Consider the following 13,367-nt stretch of genomic DNA (forward strand, 5'->3'; position numbering starts at 1 on the left):
TTTTCTCTTGCCGTTAGCCTAGAACTATGAGCAAGTATGAATACCAGCAACACCCGCATGCGGCTGCCCGCAAAGAGCAGGGTCCGGCTGTTTCAAAGCGTGCCAAGCCAATTGCTGAGCTCGGCCTAAATGAACGCATTGGCTTGTTCATTACCAAGCACGTTGGCACCATGTGGGCGGCATATCTGTTCTTAGGCCTGACCCTAATTAGCCTTCCGGCAGCGCTGGCCAGCGGCAATACCCTGGTGATCGTCAGCTGGATCGCCCAGACATTTTTGCAGTTGGTTTTGCTACCAATCATCATCGTGGGGCAAAACATCCAAGCTAAAGCCTCTGACGACCGAGCCATCGCCACCTATGAAGACGCTGGCGCAATTCTCGAAGAATCAAAAGAAATTCAGAACCACCTGAGCGTTCAAGACGTTGCCCTCACCGAATTGGTAGACAAGGTTGCAGCGCTTGAAGCCAAGCTAGCAAAGCAGTTGAAGAAGTAGATGCGCCTGATTATTGCCGAATGCTCGGTCGACTATGCCGGTCGGCTGAGCGCCCACCTGCCAAGAGCAAAGCGTCTTTTGGTCATGAAGGCCGACGGTTCGGTTTTGGTGCACAGCGACAGCGGCAGCTATAAGCCACTCAACTGGATGAACCCGCCGTGCACTGTTTCGATGGTTGACCCAACCGATGGCCAGGTGTCTGTGGGAGTCACACAAGTTTGGAAGGTTCAGCAGACCAAGACCGACGACCTGCTGATGATTTCGATCTTTGAAGTGCTCAGCGAATTTGAGCACGAACTCGGTGAAGACCCCGGGCTGATCAAAGATGGTGTCGAAAAGCACCTTCAAGAGCTTTTGGCCGATCAGCTTCACCTGGTTGAAGAGGGCTCATCAATTATTCGTCGCGAGTATTTCACCGCGATTGGCCCGGTAGACATTTTGATGAGAGATGCCAATGGTTCAACCATCGCAATTGAACTAAAGCGCCGCGGCGACATCGATGGCGTTGAGCAACTCACCCGCTATCTCGAGCTTCTCAATCGCGACCCTTTGCTTGCCCCGGTTCGCGGAATCTTCGCAGCCCAAGAAATCAAGCCACAGGCCCGCAAGCTTGCCGAAGACCGCGGCATCGAATGTTTGGTTCTCGACTACGACTCAATGCGCGGCATTGAAGATTCGGTTCCAAGGTTGTTCTAATGCCAAGACAACATCATCCGCGCAAAAATACGATTCGCTCAAAGGGTTATTTCAACCGGTTGGGCCCAGGAATCGTCACTGGTGCTGCTGATGACGACCCATCGGGCATCGGCACCTATTCGCAGGCCGGCGCAAGCGCTGGTTATGGATTCTTGTGGAGCACCATTTGGCTGCTGCCATTGGCCTTCGCCGTGCAAGAAGCCTGTGCGCGACTAGCCCTCGTGACCGGCAAGGGTTTGGCCTCGATTATCAAATCACGGATGCCCCGCTGGGTGCTGATTCTTGCTGTGCTGTTGGTGGCCATCGCCAACACCGTGAACATTGCGGCCGACCTTTCGGTTATGTCAGCCGCACTTGGTCTGTTGATTCCAATTGACCAACTGGTTGGCGTGGTTTTATTCGCAGTCTTGCTGGCTGTAACCGAAATCGCGATTCCATATCACCGCTATGCCAAGGCGCTTAGGTGGCTAACCCTGAGTTTGCTCGCCTACGTTGCTGTGCTCTTCGTGGCCAAGGTCGATTGGGCTGCCGTCGCAACTTCAACGATGTTCCCTCAGTTTGATTTCACCAAAGCCTCGCTCGAGATGCTGTTAGCTCTAGCCGGAACGACCATCAGCCCATACCTGTTCTTTTGGCAAGCAGCCGAAGAGGTTGAAGAGCGTCACGAGATCGACGGAAAGACCGTCTCGCTCAAGCACATCCAGGCGATGCGTGGCGATGTGTTCTCGGGAATGTTCACCGGCGTCTTCATCATGTTTGCGATCATGGCTACCTCGGCTGCAACGCTTCACCTGCAGGGCATTACTCAAATTGAAACAGCGGCCGAAGCGGCCAAAGCCCTTGAGCCAATCGCTGGAAAATATGCCGGTTTGTTGTTCTTGCTCGGCATCCTTGGCGTTGGCCTGCTCTCGATTCCGGTGCTGGCCGGTTCAACCGCCTATGCCATTGCCGAAACTTTTGGCTGGCGCGAGTCCCTTGAACTCAAGCCACTTCAAGCCAAGGCTTTTTATGGCGTGATCGTTATTTCGATGGCGATTGCACTGGGCTTGAACTTGCTGCACATTCAGCCAATTAACTTCTTGATTCTGGCGGCGGTTCTAAACGGTCTGACCGCGCCAATTTTGATGTTCATTGTGTTCTGGTTAGCCAGGGATAAAAACCTACTCGGCCGCTGGGCTTCGCCAAAGTGGTCGCAAATTTTGCTTGCGGTTGCCACAGTGGCGATGGTCTCGCTGCCAATCATGTGGTTGTTCGCATAAACGAACTTAATCCACATGATGGGTTAACCTAATGACAAACTTGAACCATGGCCCTATTTGAACGCAAAGTACTCATCGTTGAAGATGAGCCACTCATCCGTGGTTTGATTGCTGCCAACCTAACTGCCGAGGGTTTCACTGTAGAGGTGGCTTCAAGCGCTGCCGAGGCCCGCAAAGTAGCTGAAGATTTTGACCCAGACATCGCGGTGCTAGACATTGAACTTGGCGATGGCCCAACCGGAATCGACTTAGCGATGATTCTTCGTCGCCAGCACCTTGAGATTGCGCTGGTGTTCTTGACTCACATTCCTGAACCGCGCATTGTGGGCATCGAGAACCGTTCGATTCCTAAAAACGCCGCCTACCTGGTGAAAGACCGCATTGCCGACCCTGGCATCTTGCGCGCTGCCATTGAGGCTGCCCTGCGCGACCGCGTTGGCAAGAGCTTTCGCGATGACAAAAACATTGAGCACCGATTTAGCGAAGTTAGCCGCAACCAGTTGGCCGTGCTTCAGATGGTGGCGCTCGGCATGAGCAATCAGCAGATTGCGGCTGACCGAGGCACAACTATCCGTGCAGTAGAAAACTTGGTTCGTCGTGCCTTCGAAGCCGCCGGAATCGACCTTGAGAGCGACAACAACCCGCGCGTTACCGCAGCTCGCGAATACATCAAGCTTGCCGGTCTGCCATTCGGCAAATAAAAATGAAGTCTCGCTCTAGAACTCTTCGCGCATTTGGCCGCAAAGAAGTCTGGGGTTGGCAACTTTTTTGGTTCGCACTACCTTTTTATGCAACTGCCTCGCTGCTATTTGACGTAGTTCTGCTCAATAATGCCAGCCTGCTCTGGCTGCTGATTTTTGTCGGTTCAACCGCAGCTATGGTTGCAGTCGCGGTTCTGTGCAAGAAATTCTTCATGGATGCCCTGCTCGATCGAACCGGTTCGGGTTGGGCTTCTATCGGGCTCGCCGCTGTTCTAGGAGTGGTCAAAAACTCATCGGTTGCTGCACTCTCGATTGCCTTGGGTCTTCAAGAAGATGTCGACTGGGCCTTCAGGTTTATCGGTGGCGCAGGCCTGGCTATTCCAATTTTTGCCTGTTATGTATTGGTGCTCGGCACCCGCGTTGAGCACCGAGCGGCCATGGCAAGACTCACCCGCACCCAGAATGATCTTTTGGCTTTTAAGGCGCAGTCAAAGTCGATTGCAACAGCCGAAAACACTAAATTGCTCAAAGAAACCCAGGATGCAATTCTGCCCAAGCTGCAGAAAATTCAAACCATGTTGGTCGCGGGAACCGGTTTGTCAGAGTCGACTGCCCAGCTGAGATCGCTAATTTCAGATCAGATTAGACCGATTAGCCAAAGGCTTGGTGAGTTCAGCGAGCGGCCAGCGTTCGCAACCACCGGCGAGATTGCCGCTCGACCGCCAAAGCTTTTTGAGAATGCTGTTTCGCTTCGTCAGCTAATTGCACCCAACATTGTGTTTTTGATCAGCGCCCCGAGTTATTGGTTGACCATCGACATGATTATCAGCTTTGATGCTGCGCTAAGAATCACGCCGTATATTCCGGGTGTCTGGTTGCTGATGCATCTCAGCCGTCTTGCTTTGCCGGTGCGATTCAAGACCAACCGAAACACCTCTTGGTTTTTGTTGATTTCAATAGGCGTCTTGTCATCAATGCCGGTTTACCTTGGTTTTCTCACCTTGGCTCAAACGCCAACCCAGGTGAATTTGGGTTTCATGGAGATCTTCGGAACCGTCGCTGCACTGACCGGTTTTGCCACGTCTAAGTCTCGAGACATTGAACGCCAAAAAGCTGAGGCTCAGTTAGCCAAAGACAACGAAATTTTGCAGCGCGAGCTGGCACTCTTTGACCAGAAACTATGGGTGGCAAGAAGAAACTGGAATTTCATCATCCATGGAACCGTGCAGTCAGCCCTCACCGCGGCCGTTACCCGATTAGTGTCGGCTGGTGCCGACGCCGAGCCCTATCAACTTGAGTTGGTTAAGCAAGATATTGAGCGCGCTCGAACTGCGCTAATTTCTCCAACCCAACAAGACGTCTCGGTTCAGGGTGCAACGGCCCAAATCATTGATACCTGGCGAGGTGTTTGTGAAGTTGAATTCACCCTTTCGGCTCGCGCAACAAGAGCCATTGAACGCGACCTTGGCGTCAGACAGTGCATAAATGAAATCGCCAAAGAAGTTGTTTCGAATGCCGTTCGTCACGGTTCGGCCAAATCGGTGCGATTCACCATCGACCGCTCTGAGGACGAACTGATTGAGCTCACCGCCACCAATGACGGCAGCCCGGTTTCGACTGCAGCGCCCGAGGGGGTCGGCAGCCAAATGCTAAACGAATTGACGCTCGACTGGAGCATTCAAATTCGACCGGGGGCTGGAGTAGTCTTCAGGGCAAGCCTCCCGCTTTCGCAATTCTCGGTGGTTGATTTTTGATTCATCTCGACCGTTTTGCACGCGCCAATTTTTGGAGTTGGGGCTTTCTGCTTTATCACATGTTCTCGATGCAGACCATGCGGTTGTTCTTGAACATGCTTGCGCTGGATGATTTCAGTATCGGGTGGTTTTACATTCTTGGCATTGAAACCGTGATGCTGGTTGCCCTCTTTGCAATTGCCAAATGGCTGGTTCTAGACCGAATTGGTCAACTTTCGCGTTCAAAAAAACTGGTTATTTTGTACGCGGTTTTTGGCATCCTTGGCATTATTCGAACGTTGGTGACAACCGACCTAGCCAATCAATGGGGTCTCGAAAACCAAGGCGAACTTTGGTTTCTAATCTGCACCGGCATTCTGTTTGAATACGTGTTGGCAATGTTCTGGGCAAATGTTGCTGTGCCTTATCAAGACCACAAATCGCTGGTTTTAGAAGTGCAAAAGACCCAGGATGCCCTGCTCGGATACCGTGAGAATGCCCATGAGATTCTGATTGACGAGAATCAGAGACTTGAAAAATTGGCTTTCGAATCATTGGCTCCTCAAATTCAACGCATCGAAGAACTCATTGAAAACTCGGGTGACTCAGTCGCAATGCGCCTCAACGTGGTTCAAGAGCTCAAGGCCATGATCAATAATCAGGTTCGACCGCTCAGCGCTGAGTTGCTACACGCAGCAGGTGACTTGGCCCAGGCAACCAGGCCCGCACCGAAACCATTTATGTTGGCCGGTTTGCCGCCGGCCAAATTTGCCATCCCAAACTCAATTTTTCCGGTGGCCAACTACGTAACCATGCTTTTGGTTTATCTCGCGATGCCCAACTGGACTCTCGGTGTTCAGTGGATTCCATTGATGGCAATTGCATCAATCAGTTATCTGGCCATTTTGGTGACCATTAAGCGAAGCCTCAGCCCAACTCGATTTGTCTCAGCCTGGATCGGCTACCCGGCGCTGATTTTGGTTTCACAAATAGCTCTGCTGCCCACCTTTGCGCTGGTTTTGTTCTTGGCGTCAAACACGAATTTGGCCATCGTGCACTGTGCTGCGCTGGCTACGTGTTCATTCATCACCTTTGCCGCAGTTGCCTTTTTCAAGTCACTTGAGTTTCAAAGAGCTAGATATGTTGAATTGCTCGAGCGATACATCAGCGAACTTGCACGAGAGGCTGCGCTTTTTGATCAGAAGCTTTGGTTTGCAAGGCGCACCTGGTCTACAACTCTTCACGGCACAGTGCAGTCTTCGCTCACTGCTGCCCTGACCAGATTCAGCTCGGCAAAAATCGGCAAGCGCAGTTACCTGCAGGCATCCCAAGATTTACAGCGGGCTTTGGGCGCATTGGCCGAGCCACCCCAGCGAATAATCAAGCTCGCGCAGGCCACCAAAGAGCTTTCGGCCACTTGGAGTGGCATTTGCGAGGTTAAGGTGGCTGTTGCACCTGACGCGCGAAAGTCGATTGACCAGAGCGTCGAGGCCGCCGCCGGCATAAATGAAGTCTTGAAAGAAGTCGTCTCTAACGCGGTTCGCCACGGCGATGCCTCTGAGCTGATGGCCCAAATCAACCTAACCGACCATGATGAAATTCACGTTCGGGTTGAGAATAATGGCACCGCACCAAAGCAACTTGGGCGAATTGGCATTGGTTCAAGGCTCTACGACGAGCTCACCATAAATTGGTCATTGCGCACCGACGAAACTAGTGGTTTTGTTGTGTTTGAGGCCCTTCTGCCGATTGCGAGCACCAGCTCTGAGGTAGAGCCTTAGACGGGGGTGAACTTGATCAACCAAGATTTTGTCTACGCGATAATTCCTCACTTTGGCCATGCGCAAGTTGGGCAACCAAACATCCTTGCCCCTGATTCAACTGGAATATCTATGCTCGACCGTGCCATTCAGGCAGCTGAAAACTACCCAAACGACAGCAGTGTTGACCTAGTTATTGTTTTGTCGCCAGATGAAGATGTGCTCGACGCCGCCTCAGATCAAGGCGCAATTGTTCACGAAGTGGCGGTTGGGTTGCAACCTTTTCAGGCAGCTCACGACTATTTCAATGCCGCCGATGTTTTGATTGCCGACGATCAAGACCCAAAAATGGTGTTTATTGACCCGGTTGATCTGAAAATCTCAAATTTAATCTCAGTAAAGTCCCTCTTGACGAAATAAATCCGAGTTGTTGCTGTTGACTGTAAATATGTCTAAAACCGCAATCACCGCAGCCCCAATCATGCCCGTTCTAGCTAACCGCTGGAGCCCACGTTCATATGATGCAACCTACGAGATCAACCAGCACGAATTGCTATCAGTTCTCGAGGCAGCTCGCTGGGCGCCTAGCGCAAACAATCTTCAGCCATGGCGCTTCTCAGTTGCCAAGCGCGGCACCGAACTCTTCAACAAAATGGTTCCCGGTCTAAACGGCTTCAATGCTGCCTGGTCGCCAACCGCATCTGCCTACATTGCTGTTTCAGTGGTCAAGAACAACCCAGATGGCTCACCTTCGGCAACCGCTCACTATGACGCTGGTCTTGCTGTTTCGCAGCTAACCATTCAGGCTCACGAGCTTGGCTTGCACGTTCACACCATGGGTGGTATCAACCACGTTGCCCTGGCTGAAACTCTTGACCTGCCAGAAGAACTGCAGTTGCTAGTGGTTCTAACTATTGGCAAGGTTGCACCAGCCGAGCAGCTTGAAGGCCCTGCCTATGAGCGCGAAATTGCTCCACGCACCCGCCTTGATCTCGACGAAATCGTGTTGGTTGGCAAGCCTTAGGCTTGTTGTATGCAACCAGTAATTCACCTCGCCATTTCTGAAGAGATCAGTGGTTGGTTCGACCAACTTGGTCCTTGGCTCTTCTACGGAGTGGTCTGGGGTTTGGTTTTTGCTGGAACCGGCCTATTCGTCGGCGCCTTCATTCCGTTCATAACTGGTGACTCGCTGGTCTTCGCTGCAGGATTGGTCGCCGCTGGTTCAGTGGGCACTGCAAACGAAGTCAACATTTGGGTCATGGCTATTGGCGTTGGTGTCTCGGCTTGGCTTGGTGACCAGGTTGGCTACACGCTTGGCCGCCACTTTGGTCGCCCATACCTTGATCGCCGCAAGGGTCAGTGGTTGCGTAATGCCATCACCAAATCTGAGGCGTTCTACCTAGCTTGGGGCTGGTGGGCTGTGGTCATTTCGAGATTCATGCCTTGGGCTCGCGTTTTTGTTCCGGCAATCGCAGGCATCGCCAAGATGAACTACTACAAGTTCTTCAGCGCCAATGCCGTTGGTGCTTTGGCTTGGGGAACCGGCCTAACCGTCACCGGCTATTTCGCAGCCTCGATTCCGGCCGTGAAAAATGCTTCATACGCAATCGCAATTTTCTTTATCTTGGCATCGTTGGTTGCGGGCATTCGTGCCTGGCGCAAAAACCGCTCAGCTTAGGGGCCAACCAAATCGGCAAGCTCGTGAGATTTTTCGCGCGCATAAAAATCAACTTCTTGAGCAGCCCACCTGGCCCAGAATTCATCCGTGCCCTCGCGCTTTAGCCAGCGTTCGTGACGAGTAGTCTCGTCAACTTCTAACCAAACACGGATGTTCGCAACCTCGCTGGCCGGAGCGCTGAGTGAGCCGCAACCTTCAATGATCAATGGTGTGCCGCCGCGAAATTCTCGCCAGTTGACGCGCTCGCCGGCTGCCCAGTCAAACTCTTGCCACTCAGCAACCGTGTGCTTCGAGATCGGGCCGAGAATAAATCTCAGCAGGTAGTCAACGCCGGCCTGAAGGCCATCCCAGCCAAAATAAAGGTCATCCATGTGAATTACCCGCGGCAGTGATTCGCCGTCTTTGAACAGCTGGCGCTGAACCAGATCTGCCAGGGTCGATTTGCCCGAGCCAGCGCGGCCATCAACCAAAACAATGGGTGTTTGGTTGCCTAGGTCAATAAGTTCGAGCACCTGGTCAGCGATTTTGCCAGCCAGTGCGTCGAGGTCAGAAAACTCGGTCAAAACTAGATTTCGTAGATCACGTCTGGGTGATTGTCGAAGCGATAACCGCCACCGCGAACCGTGCGAATAATGTCTTCATAGCCCGCAATTTTTGCGCGCAGGCGGCGAATGTGCACATCGATAGTTCTTTGGTTTGGTGCGTTCTCTTCGTCGCCAGCCCAAAGAATATCGATAATCTCTTGGCGCGCGATGGTCGAACCCTCGCGTGAGATCAGGTAGTTGATCAGGGCAAATTCTTTATAGGTAAGCTCGGCATTTTCGCCGTCGACGAATACCTTGTGACGCAGGGTGTCGATTACCAAGCCTTGTGATTGCTCTTCGTCGTGCGGTTCGTGGGCTTCAACAATCTTGTCGATAGCGCGTGGGTCACGAAGTGCGGTTCGAACTACATCAATTGGTCGCCCGCCAGCACCCTTAGGGGCCAGGGCAACCGCAGCATAGGTTTCGTTCGCCGCTGCTGGAACAAGTTCGGCAACAGTCTCGCGAAGTTTGCCAACCAATTCAGCCAGACTAATTCCGGCTGCTTTAGCTGTAGCCTCGTCAACGCCAACGTAAAGCGCGAACCCCCGCGCCTCGGTGTTGGTATCAGTCATTTGGTTCTCTCTTTTCAAAAATGCTGCTGGGCAGCTAATTACTGAGCGGTTCCATAGAGGCGATCGCCAGCGTCGCCAAGGCCCGGAACAATGTAGCCGTCTTCGTTCAATTTTTCATCAAGGGCGCCGAGCACAAGCTTGACATCTTTGCCGTGCACGTGAGCCTCAAGTGCCGCCAAACCTTCTGGGGCGCCAACTAGGCAAACGGCGGTAACATCGGTGGCACCGCGCTCAAATACATAGTCAATCGAGTCAATCAAGGTTCCGCCGGTGGCTAACATCGGGTCGATGATATAAACCTGTCGCCCAGTTAGGTCATCAGGGAGGCGGTTCGCGTAGGTGTGCGGAACCAAAGTTTTTTCATCGCGCTTGATTCCCAAAAAGCCAACCTCGGCGGTTGGAAGAAGCTTGACCATGCCCTCAAGCATTCCCAAGCCGGCACGAAGAATCGGCACGATGATAGGGCGAGGGTGAGCAAGGTTCAGTCCATCAAAACTCGCAACCGGAGTCTCAACCTGAATCTTCTTGGTGCGAACTTCACGGGTTGCCTCATAAGCCAGCAGCGTCACTAGCTCTTCAACCAGTTGACGGAACACCGGTGATGGGGTGTTCTTGTCGCGAAGAATGGTGAGCTTGTGGGTGATCAGTGGGTGATCGGCAATGTGAACTCGCATAGGCTAAATCTATCCGAATCTGCCAAACCAGGGGGTGCCCATGAATAACCAAGAACTAATGGCGCTGGCCCTGACCGAAGCTGAAAAATCAGGCACGGATGTTCCGGTTGGTGCACTCATCCTTGATCGAGACGGGCAAATTATTGCTCGAGCACACAACAATCGCGAAGTCACCCACGACCCAACCGGTCACGCCGAAATCATTGCCATTCGCGAAGCTACCGCAACGCTCGCTGATTGGCGATTGACCGACTGCACTCTGGTGGTCACGCTCGAACCCTGTGTGATGTGCGCCGGCGCAATTGTGGCAGCGAGAATTACAAAAGTTATTTTTGGCGCCTGGGATGACCGCGTCGGAGCGGCCGGATCTCTCTACGACCTGTTGCGCGATTCTCGACTAGGAAACCCGGTTGAGGTTATCGGGGGAGTGCTCGAAGCTGAGGCTTCTGCCCAACTCAAAAACTTTTTCACCGACAAACGATAAGCGCCCGGCGCAGCTAGGAAACCTTGAACTATACGACTGTCCTGTGGGACCTAGACGGCACCATCCTTGATTCGGCCCCGGGTGTTTTTGCCTCATTCGTGCACACCTTCGAAACTCTTGGCCTACCGGTACCGCCGGCTGAGCAAATGCGCACCTTTTTGGGGCCGCCGCTCGAGGTGACCTTCGGCGAGACTCTCGGCTATGACGCCGAGGTTGCAGCCAAGTGTCTGGCCACTTATCGCGAGATCTACCTAAACGGCGGTCAGGCAGTCAACGCCAACATCTTTGACGGTGTGCTCGATGTGATTGCTGCGAGCAAAGCTGCCGGTCTGCCAAATTCTTTGGCAACATCTAAGGGAATCTCTGGCGTCAACATTGTTGGCGAGCACTTTGATTTTCTCGACCTGTTTGATGTTCTCGGTGCAGCTGATCTTGAAAAGGGTCGAAGCACAAAGTCTGCCGTGGTTGAGTATGCGCTCGCCGAACTGGCAGCTCAAGGCGCAGACCTAAGTCGAACCGTTTTGATTGGCGACCGAATTCACGACATCGAGGGCGCGCGCGAACACGGAATCGAAGTGATTCTGGTCAAGTGGGGCTATGGCGACGAAAGCGAATGGGCTCAGGCTGACGCCGTTGCAGAAACCGCCGATGAACTACGTGAGCTGCTCGGCCTCTAAGCCAAAACCTAAAAACTATCGAGCGATGTCTGGCTCTAGATAGATAACTCGAGTAGTAGGCACAGCAGCGCGAACTGCATCCTCTGCATCGTCAATCACCTTGGCGATATCAGCTGCCGAGCTTTTGCCGTCAACGGCAATCTTCGCGCCGAGCATCAATTCATCCGGGCCCAAATAAAGTGTCTTCATATGAATGACCGACTGAACGCCCTTGGTTGCTTTGAGTGCATCTCGAATCTTGCCGGTGTCAGCCGCGGTTGCGCCCTCGCCCACCAAAAGCGATGAAGTTTCAAGACCAAGGATGATCGCGACCGCCACCAACAACGCACCAATTGCCAGGGTGCCGATTGCATCCCAGATTGGGTTGTGGGTAATTACGGTCAGCCCAACGCCAAGGAAGGCGAGAACCAAACCGACCAAGGCCGCAATGTCTTCAAGAATTACCACTGGCAGTTCAGGTGACTTGGCGTGACGAATGAACTGAACCAAACTCTGCTTGCCGCGTGCGTGCTTGGCCTCGCCCAGCGCGGTGCGAAGGCTGAAACTTTCAAGGATGATTGCCACGCCTAAAACCACAAGCGGCAACCAGGCCATCTCAAGTTCGTGCGGGTGTTCAAGTTTTGACAGACCCTCGCTGATCGAGAACATGCCACCGATCGAGAACAGCACGATTGAAACCATGAAGGCATAGATGTATCGGCTTCGGCCATAACCAAATGGGTGAGAAGCAGTTGCCTCGCGCTTTGCACGCTTGCCGCCGATGATGAGTAGAACTTGGTTTCCAGAGTCGGCTAGCGAGTGGATGCCCTCGGCAAACATCGATGCAGAACCCGAAAATGCCGCAGCGATAAATTTGGTGATTGCAATGCCAATGTTGGCTAGCAGGGCGGCGATGATTGCCTTCATAGAACCTTCAGTACTCATGTGTAGTAGCCTATTTCACGGTGACGTGTCCGAGCGGCCGAAGGTGCAACTCTCGAAAAGTTGTGTGGGTGAAAGCCCACCGTGGGTTCAAATCCCACCGTCACCGCCACCAGATCCCCGAGCAATCGGGTTTTTGTGTTTAACGGGCCGGCCATACACTTTATCCATGCCTCAAATCGAACTAACCCCAACCCATTTGGTAGTCAAACTAACCAAGGGTGAGCGTTTTATGTCTTTGCAGGCCGATGACCTCAAGATTCCAGCTGCTCTGGTTCGAGGCGCTGAGGTCGCTGGTCACGATGTTTGGCAGACCCTCGGAATGCGCATCGGCACCGGCATACCTACTTATCTGGCCTATGGCCGTTTTTGGCGCCCAGCCGGCTGGACTTTCGCAGCCTGGTTCTCAAAGCGCCAGGCAGTGATTATTACCCTCGCAACTGCACCTGGTCAGCGCTATAAGCGCTTGGTTATCAGCACGGATGACGCCCAATCAATGGCCGATAGCATCAATGACGCCATCGTGGCTTGTTAAAAACTTTTCTGTTTACAACTGTGGCGTAATCGTTATAGACTAATTTTTTGCTCCCAAACACCCCGCATGCATATTTTGGCTGCGCGCGTGACCGCATATTGAGGCGTCACAGGTTTAGGTTGCGATTTTTCACCCATCTATTTATCAAGTCGCGATTGGTAAATAGCAGTATTCCTTGGAGGAACATTGGCTGCGAAGAACGCAAAAACCATCAAGAACGATCGTCTGGCTAAACGCCTTAGCTTTGCTAAGTCACCAGAACCGATTGAACTTCCAGATCTATTGAGCCTGCAGACCGAGAGCTTTGACTGGCTCGTCGGTAACCCTGCATGGCGCGAGAAAGAGGGCCCAGCCGCTAAGACTGGCCTTGAAGAAATCTTCGAAGAGATCTCACCGATCGAAGACTCATCAAACTCTTCTCAAGACGCAAAGATGGGTCTTACTTTTGGTAACCCAGAGCTTTACGACCCTTCATACACTCCTGACGAGTGCAAGACCAAGGGCAAGTCATACACCCAGCCGCTTTACATCAAGGCTGAGTTCACCAACTACCTAACCGGTGAAATCAAGTCACAGACCGTCTTCATGGGCGACTTCCC

16 protein-coding genes, 1 tRNA gene and 1 pseudogene are annotated in these 13,367 nt (G+C 52.7%); 14 read left to right on the top strand and 4 right to left on the bottom strand.

The genetic code is table 11. From position 1 onward, the window contains the following. Positions 1 to 26 precede the first annotated feature (26 nt). The 9 genes from Q0L26_RS03835 to Q0L26_RS03875 are packed head-to-tail and all read left to right on the top strand — an operon-like array spanning position 27 to position 8,321. Positions 27 to 494 (top strand): hypothetical protein, encoded by a 468-nt coding sequence (locus tag Q0L26_RS03835; protein ID WP_296647652.1) that lies wholly within the window; start codon positions 27 to 29, stop codon positions 492 to 494. Beyond that, positions 495 to 1,190 carry an endonuclease NucS gene (gene nucS / locus Q0L26_RS03840; RefSeq protein ID WP_296647655.1) on the top strand — a complete coding sequence of 232 codons (696 nt, stop codon included), beginning with the start codon at positions 495 to 497 and terminating at the stop codon, positions 1,188 to 1,190. It abuts the gene before it with no gap. Continuing rightward, complete coding sequence (locus Q0L26_RS03845) at positions 1,190 to 2,449, top strand: divalent metal cation transporter (protein WP_296647657.1); 1,260 nt, start codon at positions 1,190 to 1,192, stop codon at positions 2,447 to 2,449. The genes nucS and Q0L26_RS03845 overlap by 1 nt, the downstream gene beginning before the upstream one ends. Before the next feature lie 47 nt (positions 2,450 to 2,496). Continuing rightward, the gene (locus Q0L26_RS03850) at positions 2,497 to 3,150 is read left to right on the top strand and encodes a response regulator transcription factor (RefSeq protein ID WP_296647659.1); all 654 of its coding nucleotides are present in this window, start codon (positions 2,497 to 2,499) and stop codon (positions 3,148 to 3,150) included. A 2-nt stretch (positions 3,151 to 3,152) separates the two neighbouring features. After that, the gene (locus Q0L26_RS03855; RefSeq protein ID WP_296647662.1) at positions 3,153 to 4,904 is read left to right on the top strand and encodes a hypothetical protein; all 1,752 of its coding nucleotides are present in this window, start codon (positions 3,153 to 3,155) and stop codon (positions 4,902 to 4,904) included. After that, a complete protein-coding gene (locus Q0L26_RS03860) occupies positions 4,901 to 6,664 on the top strand; it encodes a hypothetical protein (RefSeq protein ID WP_296647664.1) in 1,764 nt (587 codons plus the stop codon). The genes Q0L26_RS03855 and Q0L26_RS03860 overlap by 4 nt, the downstream gene beginning before the upstream one ends. 12 nt (positions 6,665 to 6,676) lie before the next feature. Continuing rightward, on the top strand, positions 6,677 to 7,063 hold the full coding sequence (locus Q0L26_RS03865) for a hypothetical protein (protein ID WP_296647667.1): 387 nt from the start codon (positions 6,677 to 6,679) through the stop codon (positions 7,061 to 7,063). Positions 7,064 to 7,091: 28 nt separating this feature from the next. Continuing rightward, positions 7,092 to 7,667 (top strand): nitroreductase family protein, encoded by a 576-nt coding sequence (locus Q0L26_RS03870; RefSeq protein WP_296647669.1) that lies wholly within the window; start codon positions 7,092 to 7,094, stop codon positions 7,665 to 7,667. Positions 7,668 to 7,676: 9 nt separating this feature from the next. Next, positions 7,677 to 8,321, top strand: a complete 645-nt coding sequence (locus tag Q0L26_RS03875) for a DedA family protein (protein ID WP_296647672.1) — start codon at positions 7,677 to 7,679, stop codon at positions 8,319 to 8,321. Here the strand turns inward: Q0L26_RS03875 and Q0L26_RS03880 are convergent. The 3 genes from Q0L26_RS03880 to upp are packed head-to-tail and all read right to left on the bottom strand — an operon-like array spanning position 8,318 to position 10,151. Then, positions 8,318 to 8,884, bottom strand: a complete 567-nt coding sequence (locus Q0L26_RS03880; RefSeq protein ID WP_296647675.1) for an ATP-binding protein — start codon at positions 8,882 to 8,884, stop codon at positions 8,318 to 8,320. The genes Q0L26_RS03875 and Q0L26_RS03880 overlap by 4 nt on opposite strands. Before the next feature lie 2 nt (positions 8,885 to 8,886). Further along, on the bottom strand, positions 8,887 to 9,477 hold the full coding sequence (locus Q0L26_RS03885) for a winged helix-turn-helix domain-containing protein (RefSeq protein ID WP_296647677.1): 591 nt from the start codon (positions 9,475 to 9,477) through the stop codon (positions 8,887 to 8,889). Between the two features lie 38 nt (positions 9,478 to 9,515). Further along, a complete protein-coding gene (upp, locus tag Q0L26_RS03890) occupies positions 9,516 to 10,151 on the bottom strand; it encodes a uracil phosphoribosyltransferase (RefSeq protein ID WP_296647680.1) in 636 nt (211 codons plus the stop codon). A gap of 40 nt (positions 10,152 to 10,191) precedes the next feature. On the opposite strand from upp, the gene Q0L26_RS03895 reads away from it, so the two are divergent. Then, positions 10,192 to 10,635 (top strand): nucleoside deaminase, encoded by a 444-nt coding sequence (locus tag Q0L26_RS03895; protein WP_296647683.1) that lies wholly within the window; start codon positions 10,192 to 10,194, stop codon positions 10,633 to 10,635. A gap of 23 nt (positions 10,636 to 10,658) precedes the next feature. Next, complete coding sequence (locus Q0L26_RS03900) at positions 10,659 to 11,312, top strand: HAD hydrolase-like protein (RefSeq protein ID WP_296647686.1); 654 nt, start codon at positions 10,659 to 10,661, stop codon at positions 11,310 to 11,312. Positions 11,313 to 11,327: 15 nt separating this feature from the next. Here Q0L26_RS03900 and Q0L26_RS03905 read toward each other — a convergent pair whose 3' ends face one another. After that, complete coding sequence (locus tag Q0L26_RS03905) at positions 11,328 to 12,236, bottom strand: cation diffusion facilitator family transporter (RefSeq protein WP_296647689.1); 909 nt, start codon at positions 12,234 to 12,236, stop codon at positions 11,328 to 11,330. A 19-nt stretch (positions 12,237 to 12,255) separates the two neighbouring features. Between Q0L26_RS03905 and Q0L26_RS03910 the strand changes: the two genes are divergently transcribed. The 3 genes and pseudogenes from Q0L26_RS03910 to Q0L26_RS03920 form a co-directional block, all read left to right on the top strand. Next, positions 12,256 to 12,345 (top strand) — tRNA-Ser (locus Q0L26_RS03910). A gap of 57 nt (positions 12,346 to 12,402) precedes the next feature. Further along, positions 12,403 to 12,768 carry a hypothetical protein gene (locus tag Q0L26_RS03915; RefSeq protein WP_296647691.1) on the top strand — a complete coding sequence of 122 codons (366 nt, stop codon included), beginning with the start codon at positions 12,403 to 12,405 and terminating at the stop codon, positions 12,766 to 12,768. A 186-nt stretch (positions 12,769 to 12,954) separates the two neighbouring features. After that, positions 12,955 to 13,367: pseudogene (locus Q0L26_RS03920) on the top strand (DNA-directed RNA polymerase subunit beta); the annotation flags it as partial.

Source organism: Rhodoluna sp. (genome assembly GCF_024641065.1).
Taxonomy (GTDB): Bacteria; Actinomycetota; Actinomycetes; order Actinomycetales; family Microbacteriaceae; genus Rhodoluna.